Origin of the sequence: Microbacterium sp. UNCCL10 (genome assembly GCF_000746195.1) — a bacterium.
In the GTDB taxonomy this organism is placed as follows: Bacteria; Actinomycetota; Actinomycetes; order Actinomycetales; family Microbacteriaceae; genus Microbacterium; species Microbacterium saccharophilum.
Genome location: NZ_JQKT01000007.1, coordinates 77,770 through 92,814 on the forward strand (window position 1 = coordinate 77,770; position 15,045 = coordinate 92,814).

Annotated in this window: 15 protein-coding genes; 9 read left to right on the forward strand and 6 right to left on the reverse strand. The window is 73.9% G+C overall.

Annotation, left to right across the window (positions count from 1 at the left end):
• Positions 1–29: 29 nt before the first annotated feature.
• Both BR85_RS00525 and BR85_RS00530 read right to left on the reverse strand, forming a co-directional pair.
• The gene (locus BR85_RS00525) at positions 30–2,969 is read right to left on the reverse strand and encodes an ATP-binding cassette domain-containing protein (RefSeq protein ID WP_036273032.1); all 2,940 of its coding nucleotides are present in this window, start codon (positions 2,967–2,969) and stop codon (positions 30–32) included.
• Entirely contained in the window at positions 2,966–3,487 is a 522-nt protein-coding gene (locus BR85_RS00530) for a hypothetical protein (RefSeq protein WP_028496966.1), read from the reverse strand. Before BR85_RS00530 ends, BR85_RS00525 begins: the two co-directional genes overlap by 4 nt.
• Before the next feature lie 102 nt (positions 3,488–3,589).
• On the opposite strand from BR85_RS00530, the gene BR85_RS00535 reads away from it, so the two are divergent.
• Positions 3,590–4,456: a 1,4-dihydroxy-2-naphthoyl-CoA synthase gene (locus tag BR85_RS00535; RefSeq protein WP_424960584.1), complete on the forward strand. Its 867-nt coding sequence runs from the start codon at positions 3,590–3,592 to the stop codon at positions 4,454–4,456.
• A complete protein-coding gene (locus BR85_RS00540; RefSeq protein WP_028496964.1) occupies positions 4,456–5,607 on the forward strand; it encodes an AMP-binding protein in 1,152 nt (383 codons plus the stop codon). The genes BR85_RS00535 and BR85_RS00540 overlap by 1 nt, the downstream gene beginning before the upstream one ends.
• A gap of 9 nt (positions 5,608–5,616) precedes the next feature.
• Here the strand turns inward: BR85_RS00540 and BR85_RS00545 are convergent, their stop codons facing one another.
• Positions 5,617–6,003 (reverse strand): VOC family protein, encoded by a 387-nt coding sequence (locus tag BR85_RS00545; RefSeq protein ID WP_036273031.1) that lies wholly within the window; start codon positions 6,001–6,003, stop codon positions 5,617–5,619.
• A 56-nt stretch (positions 6,004–6,059) separates the two neighbouring features.
• On the opposite strand from BR85_RS00545, the gene BR85_RS00550 reads away from it, so the two are divergent.
• Positions 6,060–7,040 (forward strand): 1,4-dihydroxy-2-naphthoate polyprenyltransferase, encoded by a 981-nt coding sequence (locus BR85_RS00550; protein ID WP_028496962.1) that lies wholly within the window; start codon positions 6,060–6,062, stop codon positions 7,038–7,040.
• Between the two features lie 34 nt (positions 7,041–7,074).
• Here BR85_RS00550 and BR85_RS00555 read toward each other — a convergent pair whose 3' ends face one another.
• Positions 7,075–7,329 carry a DUF4229 domain-containing protein gene (locus tag BR85_RS00555; RefSeq protein ID WP_028496961.1) on the reverse strand — a complete coding sequence of 85 codons (255 nt, stop codon included), beginning with the start codon at positions 7,327–7,329 and terminating at the stop codon, positions 7,075–7,077.
• Between the two features lie 65 nt (positions 7,330–7,394).
• Here BR85_RS00555 and BR85_RS00560 point away from each other — a divergent pair, with 65 nt between their 5' ends.
• Genes BR85_RS00560 through BR85_RS00570 form a run of 3 tightly spaced genes read left to right on the forward strand, consistent with a single transcriptional unit; the run spans position 7,395 to position 10,527 of the window.
• Entirely contained in the window at positions 7,395–7,823 is a 429-nt protein-coding gene (locus tag BR85_RS00560; protein WP_028496960.1) for a PLD nuclease N-terminal domain-containing protein, read from the forward strand.
• A gap of 1 nt (position 7,824) precedes the next feature.
• Complete coding sequence (menD, locus tag BR85_RS00565; RefSeq protein ID WP_028496959.1) at positions 7,825–9,639, forward strand: 2-succinyl-5-enolpyruvyl-6-hydroxy-3-cyclohexene-1-carboxylic-acid synthase; 1,815 nt, start codon at positions 7,825–7,827, stop codon at positions 9,637–9,639.
• A 24-nt stretch (positions 9,640–9,663) separates the two neighbouring features.
• Positions 9,664–10,527, forward strand: a complete 864-nt coding sequence (locus BR85_RS00570; protein ID WP_028496958.1) for a polyphosphate kinase 2 family protein — start codon at positions 9,664–9,666, stop codon at positions 10,525–10,527.
• Positions 10,528–10,543: 16 nt separating this feature from the next.
• Here BR85_RS00570 and BR85_RS00575 read toward each other — a convergent pair whose 3' ends face one another.
• Positions 10,544–11,305, reverse strand: a complete 762-nt coding sequence (locus BR85_RS00575; RefSeq protein WP_028496957.1) for a class I SAM-dependent methyltransferase — start codon at positions 11,303–11,305, stop codon at positions 10,544–10,546.
• Positions 11,306–11,324: 19 nt separating this feature from the next.
• Entirely contained in the window at positions 11,325–12,593 is a 1,269-nt protein-coding gene (locus tag BR85_RS00580; protein WP_036273028.1) for an isochorismate synthase, read from the reverse strand.
• 61 nt (positions 12,594–12,654) lie between these two features.
• Here BR85_RS00580 and BR85_RS00585 point away from each other — a divergent pair, with 61 nt between their 5' ends.
• The 3 genes from BR85_RS00585 to BR85_RS00595 all read left to right on the forward strand — a co-directional run bounded on the left by BR85_RS00585 (position 12,655) and on the right by BR85_RS00595 (position 15,038).
• Positions 12,655–13,197 (forward strand): DUF402 domain-containing protein, encoded by a 543-nt coding sequence (locus BR85_RS00585; RefSeq protein WP_028496955.1) that lies wholly within the window; start codon positions 12,655–12,657, stop codon positions 13,195–13,197.
• Positions 13,190–13,909, forward strand: coding sequence for a class I SAM-dependent methyltransferase (locus tag BR85_RS00590; RefSeq protein WP_028496954.1), 720 nt, complete (start codon positions 13,190–13,192; stop codon positions 13,907–13,909). The genes BR85_RS00585 and BR85_RS00590 overlap by 8 nt, the downstream gene beginning before the upstream one ends.
• Before the next feature lie 118 nt (positions 13,910–14,027).
• Positions 14,028–15,038, forward strand: a complete 1,011-nt coding sequence (locus BR85_RS00595; RefSeq protein WP_092896883.1) for a polyprenyl synthetase family protein — start codon at positions 14,028–14,030, stop codon at positions 15,036–15,038.
• Positions 15,039–15,045: the final 7 nt, after the last annotated feature.

Genomic DNA, 15,045 nt, shown 5'->3' on the forward strand with positions numbered 1-15,045 from the left:
GGCGGCATCCTGGAAAGGAACCGCCCCCCTCAGTTTCCCACGCCGACGCGGAGTGCGGGGACCACCGGGGTGGGAGGCGCCGTGATCGGCTTCGCGCGCCGCAGCGCCGCGAGGATGGGACGGCCGACCAGGAGCAGGCCGAGGACCGTCGTGACGGCGCGGAGCGTGTCCCATCCGGCCGTCGAGGTCAGGAGCGAGTAGACGAGGAAGCTGCCGAGGTTCTCGGTGAGTGAGCCGCCCGGTACGTAGGAGATGCCGGTCCCCGAACCGACGGCGAACGGCCAGAACCATAGGTTCATCAGCAGCCCGAAGACATAGGAGGCGGCGACGCCGTACCCGCACAGCAGCGCGATCTCGCCGCGACCGCGGATGCCGCGGGGGAGGAGCCCGGCACCAGCCCCGACCCACCCGCACGCGAACATCTGGAACGGCAGCCAGGGCCCGACCCCGCCCCACACGATTGCGGACAGGCCGACGGCTGCAGCGCCGAGCAGCAGCCCGAATCTCGCGCCGTACGCCCGCCCCGCGAGGATCAGCAGCACGAACAGCGCCTCGACGCCGCCGACTCCGGTGCCGGCGATGCGGATCGCGGCGCCGACCGCGGCGAGCACGGCGAGGAGTGCGAGCGTGTGCGCGGAGCGCACCGAGCCGTCGAGGGCCGCGAAGACCACGAGGACGGCGACGGGTGCGAGGGCGAGGGCGATGAACGGCACGGCGGCATGCGCCTGCTCGGGAAGGGCGGATGCCACGAGCGGCCACGTGAACGCGGCGAGGGCCGCGACGTTCGCGGCGACGAGCGCACCGCGACGGAGCCGGGTCGCGGTCGAGGCCCGGAGCCCGCGGCGCGCGAGCGCGCTCCGGTGCGGGCGGGACGGACCGGTGCGGGCGGGCGGTGCCAGGAGGGGAGGGATCGTGGAGGAAACCACGGCGGGCGGGGCGACCTCGGGGCGCCGGCCGATCCGCGTCGGCGCGAGGGCGGCATCCGCCGTCGGCCGGGGCTCAGCCCGAGACAGCGACAACAGGAGGTCCGACGCCGTGGCATCCGGCAACCGCCCCGCGCGGATCGGGATCACGCGCGCGCCCAGTGCGGCGGCGAATACGCCGTCGTGGGTGGCCAGCAGCACGGCGGCACCGGCGTCCGCCTCCGCAGCGAGGGCTCCGGCGACGAGACGCCGGGCCGCCGGATCCAGCCCGCGCGTCGGCTCGTCCACGAGGAGGACGCGCGGGCGGTGGGCCGTCTGGAGCGCGATCGCGAGGCAGCGGCGCTCGCCGACGGACAGGTCGCGGGGATGCTGGCCGAGGCGCCGCACGAAGCCGGGGCCGTCGACGTCGAGACCGAGGAAGGACGCGAAGCGGGCGGCCGTGGCATCCTGCGGCAGTCCTGCCCGCCGGTCGGCGTGCCGGCACTCCGCCGCCACGGTGTCGCGGAGGAAGAGGTCGTCGGACGCATCGGGGACGAGCGCGATCTCCCGTCCGCGGGGCGCGTCGTCGCCGACCCGTACCTCGCCCGCCGCGCGGCGGGCCGAGACGGCGAGCGCGGCGAGCAGGCTCGACTTCCCCGCGCCGTTCGGGCCGGTGAGCGCGGCGATCTCGCCGGGCGCCACGCGCACCGCGGCATCCTGCACGACCGTCGTCGAGCCGTGCCGCACCGTCACCCCGGCCGCCGTGAGCCCCGGCATCCCGGCCGTCCGTCGGAGATCCGCACGGGGTCGGCGGAATCCGTCCGAATGCTCCGACGAAGCGCGGATCTCCGAGGAACCGTCGGCCACGGGGATATCGTGCAGCCCGCCGTCGGAGACCTGCAGGATGCGGTCGGCCGAGGCCGCGAGGTCTGCGGTCCGGTGCTCGGCGACGACGACGCACACCCCCGCCTCGTGCGCGAGAGCAGCCAGCAGCGCGGCCATCCGCGCCCGCGCCCGCACGTCGAGGTCGGCGAGGGGCTCATCGACCAGCAGCAGGATCGGATGCTCGATGACCGCCGCCGCGATCGCGACGAGCGTCGCCTCGCCCGCCGAGAGGCCCGTGATCGGCCGGTCGAGGAGCGCGGTGATCCCGACTCGCTCGGCGACCTCCGCGACCCGTGCGGCGACGATGACGGGCGCGACCCCGCGCAGCTCGAGGGCCAGGCCGACCTCGTCGGCGACCCGCGTCGTCGCGAAGGCGCCGCGCGGGTTCTGCAGCACGACCCCGACGGTGCGGGCGGTGTCGCGCGGCGGGACGGCCGCGCGGTCGAGCCCGACCACGTGCACCGCGCCGGAGAGCGCGCCGCCGTCGACGTGGGAGTGCAGGCCGCTGAGCGCACGCAGCAGCGTCGATTTCCCCGAGCCCGTGTGGCCCGAGACGACGACGAGCGTGCCCGGGTCCAGTGCCAGCTCGTCGACGCGCAGCACGTCCCCGCCGCCGAACCCCGCGGCAGCGCCGCGCAGCACGACCGGTTCGGCGCACGCCCCCTCCAGACCGTTCCCGCCGTACCCGCGCAGTTCGAGGGCCGCGGCGACCGCCGTCGCCCGCTCGAGCGTGCGCTCCAGGACGGGGGAGAGGATGCGGGCGCCTTGACGCTCACCGCGCAGCCGTCGCGCGAACCGCACGGCGCGGACGGCATCCGCGAGCGCCGGAAGCGTCGCCCACGCGACCGACAGCATCCGGGCGATGCCGCGGAACGGCCCGCGTCGCGCGCCGCGTGCGAGCAGGCGAGGCAGATCCAGTGCGGCGTTCAGCGCCCCGAACGCGAGGATCGTCGCCGCGATCGGCGCCGCGCCGAGCGCCGCCGCCCACAGCCCGTCGGTCGTGGCCGGGCCGAGGGCGACGACGTGCGCGAACGGCGGGGGCAGCCGCAGGCTCGGCAGGTCGAGCACGACCGCGCCCGATCCGTCGGCGCCGTGGAACAGCACCCGGTACACGACCCGGACGACGATGAAGCCCGCGGCGAGGGCCGCCGCGGCCTTCAGCGGTCCGGGGCGCAGCGTCACGGAGTCGGCGCCGCCGGCTCGCCGTTGAGGGTGAAGAGCAGTTCGACGCTGTCGCCCGGCTCGAGGGAGAGGGTCGCGGCGCCCTCCGCCGCGTAGCCCCATTCGCCGCCGGCCGGCTTCTCCCACAGCGACCAGTACGCGAACGCGGCCGGCATGCTCTCGCATGTCTCGGTGTACTCCATGCCGTCCTCCGCGACGAGCACCTCGTCCGCGGCGGGCGCGCCGTTGACGCGGCACACGATGTCCTCGGGGTACTGGGTCGTCCCGACCGTCTCCACACCCGCCTCGGCGAACGCGTCGGCCGCGATGACCGCGGCATCCGTCTCGATGCACGTCTCCGACGACACCTCGTCCGCGGCGGCCAGGTCGCCGGCGTCGACGATCACGGTCACGCCCGCGCACTCGCCATCCGCCGTGGCGGCGGGGCTCGAGGGGGAGGACGTCGGGGAGGAGGAGCACGCGCCGAGCGTGAGGGCGAGCGCGGCGGCGGCCGCCAGGGTGAGGAGCTTCGAAGTCACCGATCCAGCGTAGGCCGCGGCATCCCTCGCCGCCGGGCCGGCGGACCCGGCGCGTAATCTGGTCGGGTGACCGTTTCCGATCTGTTCGACCCGACCGAGTGGATGCCGGCACCCGGCGCCGACGGCTATTCCGACATCACGGCGCACGTGTCGAACGACGGGCGGATCGCGCGCATCGCCTTCGACCGGCCCGAGGTGCGCAACGCCTTCCGGCCGCACACCGTCGACGAGCTGTACCGCGCCCTCGACATCGCCCGGCAGGACCCGAAGATCGGTGTCGTGCTGCTCACCGGCAACGGCCCGAGCTCGAAGGACGGCGGCTGGGCGTTCTGCTCCGGCGGCGACCAGCGCATCCGCGGCCGCGACGGCTACAAGTACTCCGACTCCGAGACCGCCGTCGGCGACCCCGCCCGCGCAGGACGCCTGCACATCCTCGAGGTGCAGCGCCTCATCCGGTTCATGCCGAAGGTGGTCATCGCCGTCATCCCCGGGTGGGCGGCAGGTGGCGGGCACTCCCTGCACATCGTGTGCGACCTCTCCATCGCGTCCGCCGAGCACGGCCGGTTCAAGCAGACCGACGCCCACGTGGGATCCTTCGACGCCGGCTACGGGTCGGCGTACATGGCCCGTCAGGTGGGGCAGAAGGTCGCCCGCGAGGTGTTCTTCCTCGCCGAGGAGTACTCGGCCCAGCGCGCGTACGAGATGGGCGCCGTCAATCGTGTCGTGCCGCACGCCGAGCTCGAGCGGGAGGCCATCGCGATGGCCCGGACGATCCTGGGGAAGTCGCCCACCGCGATCCGGATGCTGAAGTTCGCGTTCAACGCCGTCGACGACGGGATGGTCGGCCAGCAGGTGTTCGCGGGGGAGGCCACCCGGCTTGCCTACGGAACGGACGAGGCGGTAGAAGGCCGCGACGCGTTCCTCGAGAAGCGCGACCCGGACTGGTCCGCATACCCGTACCACTACTGATGCGCCTCGAGCCGGTCGACACCGCCGACGCGCGGGCCGTGCTCCGCGCCCTGCGCGGCGCCGTCCTGGGTGCCGGTCCGGCGGTGGCGCTCGGCGGTGCGGTGCCCCGCGAGGTCCCGGCCGGGACCGCCGTGGTCGTCACGACCTCCGGCTCGACGGGCTACCCGAAGGGGGTCGTGCTGAGCCGGTCCGCGCTCACTTCCGGCGCCCTCGCCACGGCCGACCGGCTCGGCTCCGGCTCGTGGCTCCTCGCCCTCCCGCCGTCCTACGTCGCCGGCGTGCAGGTGCTCGTGCGCGCGCTCGTCGCGGGGCGGGAGCCCGCCATGCTCACCGGCTCGTTCCAGCCGGAGGCGTTCGCGGCGGCGGCCGCCGGCATGGCATCCAGCGAGCACGGCCACCGGGTGCCCACGTACACCTCCCTCGTCCCGGCGCAGCTGCAGACGCTGCTGGATGCCGGTGCGGCCGACCCGCGGGTGACCGCGGCCCTCGCGTCGTTCGAGGCGATCCTCGTCGGGGGTCAGGCGCTGCCGGCGGTGCTGGCCGAACGTGCCGCCGCCGCGGGGGCGCGGGTGGTGCGCACGTACGGCTCGAGCGAGACGAGCGGCGGGTGCGTCTACGACGGCGTACCGCTCGACGGGGTCGGCGTCCGCGTCGTGGACGGTGAGGTGCAGCTGTCCGGCCCCACGCTCGCGGACGGGTATCTCGATGATCCCGAGCGGACCGCCGCCGCCTTCCTGCGCGACGCCGACGGCACGCGCTGGTACCGCACGGGGGATGCCGGCACGTTCGACGGCGGGGTGCTGCAGGTGACCGGCCGCATCGACAACGTCATCGTGTCCGGCGGCAGCAACGTGTCGCTCGACCGTGTCGAGCGCGTCGTCCGCGGCATCGCGGGGATGGCATCCGCCGTCGTCGTCCCGGTCGCCGACGAGCGCTGGGGACAGGCCTCCGTCGTCGTGGCGCCCCGCAGCGCCCGCGCCGTCGACGCCGAGGCAGACACGGAGGAGCTCCTCGCGATCGTGCGCGCGGCCGTCGCCGAGGAGCTCGGTGCCCCGGCCCGCCCGCGCGCCGTCCTGCTCGTCGACGACATGCCGCACCTGGCCAGCGGCAAGCCCGACCGTGCCGCGCTGCGCGCCCTGGCGGGCGGCTGAGCGAGATCGCTAGCGGTCGGCGGTGAACGGCCCCGTCTGGACGACGCAGAACCGGTTGCCCTCGGTGTCCTCCAGCACGACCCAGTCCGCGTCCTCGGGGTAGCCCTGCCAGTCGACCTCGCGCGCGCCCAGGGACAGCAGCCGCTCCACCTCCGCGGACTGGTCCTCGGCGTACAGGTCGAGATGGATGCGCGGCGGGTAGTGCTGCGGGTACCCCGTGACGGACAGGGCGATGCTCGCCTCCCGTCCCGACCAGTGGCCCTTCTCCGCCGGGTCGAGGATGACCCAGTCATCCGACGGCTCCCCGCGAGGCCGGTAGCCCAGCGCCGCAGTCCAGAACGCGCTCGCGCGGGGGATGTCCTCGACGGTGAGGACGATCGTGCCGATGATCAGCATGTCGGCCATTGTCGCCGCCGGGGCCGACATCGACCAGGGGCCTACAATGACTGCTCGTGGCAGCCAGCACCCGGAAGAAGCGCCCGCAGGGCGGATCGCAGAAGAAGCAACCCCGCGGGAACCCGCAGAAGGCGCACGTCTCGCGCGATCCGCGGGCGGTGACGCCGGCGACGCTGGGCGACTGGATCGGTGCGGCCCGGCTGCGTACGCTGCCGCTGGCCGTGACGCCCGTGCTCATCGGGACGGGCGCGGCGCTGATCGTGGAGCCGCGGCTGCACTGGGTCATCGCGCTGTGCTGCCTCATTGTCGCCGTCGCGCTCCAGGTCGGGGTCAACTACGCCAACGACTACTCGGACGGCATCCGCGGCACCGACGACCACCGGGTGGGGCCCGCCCGGCTCACGGCCTCGCGCAAGGCGAGGCCGCGCACCGTCCTCATCGTGGCGCTGGCCTTCTTCGCGCTCGCCGCGATCGCGGGCCTGGCGATCGTCATCCGCACCCAGCACTGGTGGATGCTCCTGATCGGCGCGGCGTGCATCGTCGCCGCGTGGTTCTACACCGGCGGCAAGCGCCCATACGGGTACGCGGGTCTCGGCGAGCTCTTCGTCTTCGTGTTCTTCGGGCTCGTCGCCACGATCGGCACGACCTTCGTGCAGGTCGGCATCGTGCCGCAGGAAGCGTGGTTCGGGGCTGTCGCGGCGGGGATGCTGGCGTGCGCCGTGCTGCTCGCGAACAACCTTCGCGACATCGACCAGGACCGGGTCGCCGGCAAGCGCACCCTCACGGTCCGGATCGGCAAGCGCGCGACCCAGGTGCTCTACACGGTGCTCGTGCTCCTGCCGTTCGGGATCGCCGCGGTTCTGGCCCTCGTATACCCGATCGCGTGGCTGACGCTCCTGGCGCTCATCCCGGCGGCCGCGGCGATCCTCATCGTCTGGACCTACTGCCTGCCGCGGGAGCTCGTCGTCGCCCTCGCACTCACGTCACTGACGTCGGTCGCCGTCGGCGGCTTCCTGTTCTGGGCATTCGCCGGCTGACGCGGGTGACCGCGGCGCGTCCGTGCGGAGTGGCTCAGCGCGCGTCTTCGGCTTCCTCGTCGCTCGGCGCGGTCCGCTCCTCCGCTCGGCGCCGGCGAAGCCCCGAGGTCATGTCATCCAGGGGCTTGCGCAGGAGCAGCAGTGAGAGGCTGAGGCCGATGAGGGCCGCGAAGATCGCGGCGAGCCAGTAATACTCGCGGAGGATCGGGAAGAGCATCATGATCCCGAACGGCACGAGGAAGAACAGCAGCCGCAGCACCGTGTAGACGAGGGCGGAACGGGCGCGCATGCCTCCAGTCTACGGGCCGCCGACTCCCGCGCCCCGGTCGCGCTTCCCCCGCCTAGGATGGAACCGTGGCGCGAGTCCTGCTTCCTCTGGCTCTGCTGCTGATCGCGTTCTGGGTCTTCAGCATCGTCGACTGTGCCCTCCAGCCGCCGACCCGCCACCGCGGCGTCAGCAAGCCGGTGTGGCTGCTGATCGTCATCCTGCTGCCCGTCGTCGGCGGCATCCTGTGGCTCGCGGTCGGACGCACGAAGCGGCGCACGCCGCCGGTGTTCCGTGCCCCCGACGACAACCCCGACTTCCTGGGACGCATCGGCACGATCAGCGACCAGGACGAGCGCATCCGGCGTCTCGAGGAGGAGCTCGCCGCCCTCGACGCGGAAGCAGAGGACCCGCCGCGCACCGCGCCGCCGTCCGACGCGCCGACCGAGACCCCGTCGGAGACCTCCGGCGACGGCGACTCCGACGAGCCGACCGGCCCGCGCGGCAGCCGCAGCTGAGATGACCGTCACCGCGCGCGCCGACCGCGCCCCCGCGACCGACGCCGCCGCCGCGCTGCTCGGCCGCCTCGTCGAGCGCGGTGTCCGGCACATCGTCGTGAGCCCCGGATCGCGCTCCCAGGCGCTCGCGCTCGTCGCCGCCGAGCTGGAGGCGCGCGGCGTGGTCCGCGTGCATGTGCGCATCGACGAGCGCGTCGCCGGCTTCACCGCGCTCGGCATCGGCCGCGAGTCCCGGATGCCGGCCGTCGTGCTGTGCACCTCGGGCACCGCCGCCGCGAACCTGCTGCCGGCGGCGCTGGAGGCCCACCACGCGGGCGTCCCGCTGCTGCTCCTCACGGCCGACCGCCCGCCCGAGCTGCGCGGTGTCGGGGCGAATCAGACGACCCGCCAGCCCGGCATGTTCTCCCCGAACACGCGGCTGGAGACCGACCTGCCCGTCCCGGAGGAGATCGACGAGGACGGCGCCGGCGAGCAGTCCGCCATGCTCCGCCACGTGGCCGACGACGCGCTCGCGGCGGCGCTGGGCGCCGGCGCGCGGTCCGCCGGGCCGGTCCACCTCAACCTCCCGTTCCGGGAGCCGCTGGCCGGCGCCCTCCCGCCGTGGCTGGGGGTGCCGGGCGTCGAGCTCGCGGTCTCCGCCGCGGACGACGACTCCGTGCCCGACCTCGCCGTCGATCCCGCGGGCCAGGAGCCGTCCGGGGCGCTCTATCAGGGCGGCGGCGGCATCGGCGAAGCCGACCAGCCGACCGGCGCCGAGGATCACCCGCACGTGCTGCCGCGCGGGCCGCGCACGATCGTCGTCGCCGGCGCCGATGCGGGACCGGCCGCCGAAGCACTCGCCCACGCCGGCGGCTGGCCGCTCGTGGCGGAGATCGTCAGCGGCTCCCGCTTCGGGCGGAACCTCGTGCACGGCTACCGCGCGCTCCTCGCCGACGAGCACCTCGGCGGCCGCATCGAACGTGCCGTCGTGTTCGGGCATCCCACCCTCAGCCGCGAAGCGGTCGCCGTGCTCTCCCGCGACGACGTCGACGTGCTCGCCGTCCGCGGCCCCGGCGAACCGCTCAACCTGAACGGCGCGACGACCGCGGTGGATGCCGTCGTCGCCGCGACCGGCGAGACCGACCGGGACTGGCTCGGCGCGTGGATGCGCGCCTCGCGCGACGTGGCCGTCGACCTCAGCCCCGCCGCACCGGACGCCGATGCGCTCGCCTCCGCCGTCCCGGCGGAGCGCCTCGGCGCGATCGCCGCCGAACTCGACGTCATCCGCGCCCCGCTCGATCGGCCGGCCCTCGTCGACGCGCTGTGGCGCGCGACCTGGCCGCACGACCGGCTCGTCTTCGCGTCCTCCCGGCTCGTGCGCGTCGCCGACCAGCTCCTCGGCGGCAAGAAGGTGCCGGTGCACTCCAACCGCGGCCTCGCCGGCATCGACGGGACCATCGCGACCGCGATGGGCATCGCCGCGGCAGCCCATGCCGCCGGGGTTCCCGGTGTCACGCGGGTGCTCCTCGGCGACCTGGCCTTCCTGCACGATGTCGGCTCGCTGCTGCTCCCGCCGGGGGAGGGTGAGCCCCGCATCCAGGTGATCGTCGGCAACGACGGCGGCGGCACGATCTTCGACGGTCTCGAAGTGGCCTCCGTCGCCCCCCACGACGCGATGGACCGCGTGCTCTACACGCCGCAGGCGGTGCGGCTCGAGCATCTCGCGACGGCGTACGGGTGGGAGTACCAGCGCGTCACGACGCGTGCGGCGCTCGACCAGGCCCTCACCGCCCCCGTGGGCGGACGCCAGATCATCGAGGTTCCCCTGGTCCGCTGACCGGCCCTCGGCCATGATGTGTCCATGACCGCGAAGAGCCAGACGGAGTGGACCGCCGACCCGAGCGAGCTGCTGCGCGTGGGGGAGGGCTTCCGCCTCGCCGACGTCGATGCCGACTCCACCCCCGGATACGACGGCGACAAGAAGGACGGCGCCGCCGACCTGGAGGCCGGCGCTGCGGAGCTCGACGAGCTGCAGGAGCGACTCTTCGCGCAGAGTCGCGTGATCGACGACAGCCCCGCGGTGCTGCTGATCCTGCAGGCCATGGACTCGGCGGGCAAAGGCGGCATCGTCCGGCACGTCATCGGCGCGACCGACCCGCAGGGGGCTCACCTGAAGGCGTTCAAGGCGCCGACCGAGGAGGAGCGCGCGCACGACTTCCTGTGGCGCATCGAGAAGGAGGTGCCGCCGCCGGGCTACATCGGCGTCTTCGACCGGTCGCACTACGAGGACGTGCTCATCGGGCGCGTCCGCGAACTCGCGCCGCCCGACGAGATCGAGCGGCGGTACGACGCCATCAACGACTTCGAGGCGCGGCTGGTGGAGCGCGGGATCCGCATCATCAAGGTCATGCTGCACATCTCGCCGGAGGAGCAGAAGGCGCGCCTCATGGAGCGGCTGGAGCGGCCGGACAAGCACTGGAAGTACAACCCCGGCGACGTCGACGAGCGGCTCCGCTGGCCGCAGTACATGGACGCCTATCAGACGGTGTTCGAGCGCACCTCGACCGACTACGCGCCGTGGCACGTGGTGCCGGCGAACGCGAAATGGTACGCGCGCGTCGCGGTGCAGGCTCTGCTGCTGCAGGCGCTGGAGGACATCGATCCGCAGTGGCCCGCCGCCGATTTCGACGTCGAGGCGGAGAAGAAGCGGCTCGCCGCGAGCTGAGCCGCCCCCGGCGGCGTCAAGGAGCGGTGCCGCGCGCCGCCCACGCCGTCGCGACGGTCGTGATCGGGCCCGAGCCGACGAGCTCCCAGGCGCGCATCCGCACCCGCTCGAGCGCGGCATCGTCGAGGCCGTCCAGCATCCGCGCCGTCGACCCGATGCCCAGCGCATGCACCTCCCACCAGGTGTCGAAGTCGTCGCGGCCCTCGGTCACCGTCAGCTCCGTCTCCGCGACGTCCCGGCATCCCGCCGCCGTCAGCCGGGCTGCCAGATCGCCGCGGGACGTGCCGGGTCGCCGGGGTGTCGGCGCGCGGTCGACGCTCTCCCGCACGGCGCGCAGGAAGGCCGAGTGCGGTGCCCGGTCGTGCTCGAAGTCCCACACGCACGCGGCCACGACGCCTCCGGTGCGCGTCACGCGGACCATCTCCGCGAACGCGGCATCCGGGTCGGAGAGGAAGTGCACGACGAGCTCGCTGAGGGTCGCGTCGAACGCGTCGTCCTCGAACGGGAGGTCCTCCGCCGCCGCGACGCGGACGTCCACGCCCGGTAGGCGGTCTCGCACCGCCGCGACGAAGCCCTCCGCCGGGTCGACGCCCGCGACCGCGTGAGGGCCGAGCCGTCCGGCGAGCACGCGCGTCAGGGCGCCGGTCCCGCAGCCCACGTCGAGGGCGCGGGCCGGTGCGGCGATGCCCGCGAAGTCGGCGAACAGGCCGGCCAGCGGCGCCGAGAAGCGACCCATGAACCGGTCGTAGTCGCCGGCCGCGACGTCTGCGAACGACATGCCCGGGAGTCTAGATCCGTCAGGCCAGCGCGTCGACGATGGGCCGGAACTTCACCCGGGTCTCGAGCATCTCGGCCTCCGGATCGCTGCCGGCGACGATGCCCGCGCCCGCGTGCGCCGTGAACGGGATGCGGCCGTTGCGGCCGGCGTCCAGGTCGAACTGCGCGCAGCGCAGGGCGATCGCCCACTCGCCGTCGCCGTGTGCGTCGATCCAGCCCACCGGCCCGGCGTAGCGCGCCCGGTCGAAGGGTTCGAGGCGGCGGATGAGCTCGATCGCGGTCTGCGTGGGGGTGCCGGCGACCGCGGCCGTGGGGTGCAGGGCGCCGAGCAGGTCGAGCGCCGACGCGCCCGCATCCAGGGCGCCCTCGACGTCCGTCGCGAGATGCCAGACATTGGGGAGCTTCAGCATGAACGGCTGCTCCTCGGAGACCAGGGCGCTCGTGTGCGGGCGGAGCGCGGCCAGCACGCTCTGCACGGCGTACTGGTGCTCGTCGAGGTCCTTCGCGCTCGTCGCGAGGGCGACGGATGCTGCCGTGTCGGCGTCGGCGTCCGCACCGCGGGCGACCGTCCCGGCGAGGACGCGCGCCGTGACGGTGCCGCCCGAGACGGTCACGAGGGTCTCGGGGCTCGCCCCGATGAGGCCATCGACGGCGAACGTCCACGTGTCGGGGTAGGCGGCGGCGAGGGCGCGGACGAGCCGGCGCAGGTCGGAGCCGGCGGGGACGGTGCCGGCGAGGTCGCGCGCGAGGACGACCTTGCTCACGGCGCCGGCCCGGATCTCCTCGAGGCCGGCGCGGACGGCATCCTGATACCCGTCCGGCGTCAGCGTGCCGGGGCCCACCGTCGCGGACCAATGCGGGCCGTAGGGGGTCGGCGTCGGGAGGGCGGCGGGGGTCTCTGCTCCGTCGACCTGCTGGATGCGGGTGACCCAGCTGCGACCGTCGCGGCGGCCGAGGATCACCGCGGGCACCGTGAAGGACGCCATGGCGGCCGACTCGGGGTCGAACGGCAGCGCGCCGAACGCCACGAGCCCGGTGCCGGGCACCCGGAGGGGGTCGTCGATCTCGGCCGCGGCGGTCACCTCGTGCCACCACCGGGTCAGCTCCGTGCCCTCCGGCCGGAGCCGCCCGGTGAAGGCCAGCGCGGAGCCGATGCCGACCAGCATGTCGCCGCGGCGCGACCACACCGTGGGGTCGTGCGGCGATGCGTACTCGAGGAGATCCTCGACGGCATCGATCTGGCGGGTCACCGCCCGCAGCCGTGCGCGGCTGAACGAGGGGTCACTCACCCCTCCAGCCTATCCGGGGCGCTGCCGGACGGGGCTCCTGCCGACCTGCCAGACTCGCACCGTGACCGATCGCCCCGCCCCCGGCAGCCCGCTCGCCTTCCGCTGGACCAAGTGGAACGGCTCCCCGCACTGGGTGCACGAGTGCGTGTACCTCGGTGCCGATGAGTGGGGCGACTGGGTCGGGCAGCGCGCCGGCGCGCGCAGCTGGCGCCCGGGCCGCGACGTCGTGGCGGAGGGGCCGAACGTCACGCTCATCCCGCCGGGCGGCGAGTACGCGGCGACCTTCAACCTCAGCCACCCGCGCGTGTGGATCTACATCGACGTCGCGTGGGGCGTGGGGTGGGAGGCGGGCGAACCGGTGGGCATCGACATGGACCTCGACGTCGTGAAGGCGCTCGACGAACGCGGCATCTTCATCGACGATCGCGACGATTGGGACGAGCACCGCGTGCGGTACGGGTACCCGGCCGAGGTCGTCGCACGCCTCGAGCAGGTGGCGCTCGACTTGGAGGCGCAGGTCACGGCCGGCGTCGCCCCGTTCGACGATGCCGCCGCCGCCCGCTGGCTCGCGGTGCTGGCCGACATAGACTCGAACGGTGACTGAACAGCCGCATCGCGCCGATCTCGGCAAAGACCCCGCACGCGTCAGCGGCATGTTCGATGAGGTCGCCGCCGGATACGACCGCACCAACACGGTCCTGAGCCTCGGCAACGACCGGCTGTGGCGGATCGCCACGACCCGCGCGATCGCCCCCAGGCCCGGTCAGAAGATCCTCGACCTCGCCGCCGGCACCGGCGCCAGTTCGGTCTCCCTCGCCCGCAGCGGCGCGGAGGTCGTCGCCGCAGACTTCTCGCCCGGCATGATCGCGGAGGGGCGGCGCCGGCACGGCGGCATCCCGAACCTGCGTTTCGTCGAGGCGGACGCCACGAACCTGCCGTTCGCGGACGGCGAGTTCGACACCGTGACGATCTCGTTCGGCCTGCGCAACGTCAACGACCCGCAGAAGGCGCTCGCCGAGCTGCTGCGCGTGACGGCGCCGGGCGGGAAGCTCGTGATCTGCGAGTTCTCGCACCCGCCGCGCTCCGGGTTCCGCGCGCTGTACCGCTTCTACAACGACCGCATCCTGCCGCTCGTCGCCCGCGGCGTGAGCTCGAACGCGGACGCGTACGACTACCTCAACGAGTCGATCCGCGACTGGCCCGACCAGGCCACGCTCTCCGGATGGATCCGGGATGCCGGCTGGGTCGACGTCGCCCACCGCGACCTGTCATTCGGGATCGTCGCGCTGCACCGCGCGCACCGCCCGCGGGGCTGAACGGCGCACCCCGCCGCAGACCCGTTCCGGCAGACCGGGCCTGCGCGCACCCCGGTAGGCTGTGAGGGTGACCCCGCGATCCCATGCGTCCAGCTCGCAGCTGGCCAGCAGCCTCGGCATGACCGAGCGCATCTTCGTGGGCCCGCGGATGCGGAAACTCGCGAACATCGTGGAGGCCGGCCTCACGCGCGTCGAGGACACCCTCGCCGTCGAGCTGCGCGTGAGCGACGCGCTCGCCGACGCGACGACCCGCTACCTGTACGAGGCGGGCGGCAAGCGCCTCCGCCCCATGCTGACCCTCCTCACCTCCCAGCTCGGGGGCGGCGTGAACGACGACGTCATCTCCGGTGCGGCGGCCCTCGAGATGACCCATCTCGGATCGCTGTACCACGACGACGTCATGGACGGCGCCGACGTGCGTCGCGGGGTCCCCAGCGCGCACGCCGTGTGGGGCAACAGCGTCGCGATCCTCACCGGCGACCTGCTGTTCTCCCGGGCGAGCCAGCTCATGGCGCAGATCGGCGAGCGGGCCATCCGCATGCAGGCCGATACCTTCGAGCGCCTCGTGCTCGGCCAGATGCACGAGACCGTCGGGGCGCAGGCGGGGGATGACCCCGTCGACTTCTACATCCAGGTGCTCGCCGACAAGACCGGGTCGCTCATCGCCGCCGCCGCCCAGGCCGGCGTCGTCTTCTCCGGAGCGCCGGACGAGTACGAGCACGCGGTGCTGGAGTTCGGCGAGAAGGTCGGCGTCGCCTTCCAGCTCCTCGACGACGTCATCGACCTGTCGGCGGATCCCGAGGAGACCGGGAAGGTTCCCGGCACCGATCTGCGCGCCGGCGTCCCGACGATGCCCTATCTCCTCCTCGGCCGCGCCGCCGACCCGGCATCCCGTGAACTCAAGGCGACGATCGACGACGGCGTCGCCCGCATCGCCGACGGCGCCGACCCCGCGATCCTGGACGACGCTCTCGGTCGCTTGCGCGACCATGCCGCGACCGAGGCGACCCGTCGCCTCGCGGTCGAGTGGTCCGAGCAGGCCATCGCGGCGCTCGCACCACTGCCGGACGGACCCGTGCGCGATGCTCTGACGCGCTTCTCGCGCGTCGTCGTCGACCGCTCCAGCTGACATCGGG

Bases quoted from the DNA above. Each gene is read 5' to 3' on its own strand.
- BR85_RS00570 (WP_028496958.1), top strand. From the start codon at position 9,664: ATGACCGCGAAGAGCCAGACGGAGTGGACCGCCGACCCGAGCGAGCTG.
- BR85_RS00545 (WP_036273031.1), bottom strand. From the start codon at position 6,003: ATGCTGATCATCGGCACGATCGTCCTCACCGTCGAGGACATCCCCCGC.
- menD (WP_028496959.1), top strand. From the start codon at position 7,825: ATGACCGTCACCGCGCGCGCCGACCGCGCCCCCGCGACCGACGCCGCC.
- BR85_RS00575 (WP_028496957.1), bottom strand. From the start codon at position 11,305: ATGTCGTTCGCAGACGTCGCGGCCGGCGACTACGACCGGTTCATGGGT.
- BR85_RS00535 (WP_424960584.1), top strand. From the start codon at position 3,590: ATGCCGGCACCCGGCGCCGACGGCTATTCCGACATCACGGCGCACGTG.
- BR85_RS00595 (WP_092896883.1), top strand. From the start codon at position 14,028: ATGACCGAGCGCATCTTCGTGGGCCCGCGGATGCGGAAACTCGCGAAC.
- BR85_RS00555 (WP_028496961.1), bottom strand. From the start codon at position 7,329: ATGCGCGCCCGTTCCGCCCTCGTCTACACGGTGCTGCGGCTGCTGTTC.
- BR85_RS00540 (WP_028496964.1), top strand. From the start codon at position 4,456: ATGCGCCTCGAGCCGGTCGACACCGCCGACGCGCGGGCCGTGCTCCGC.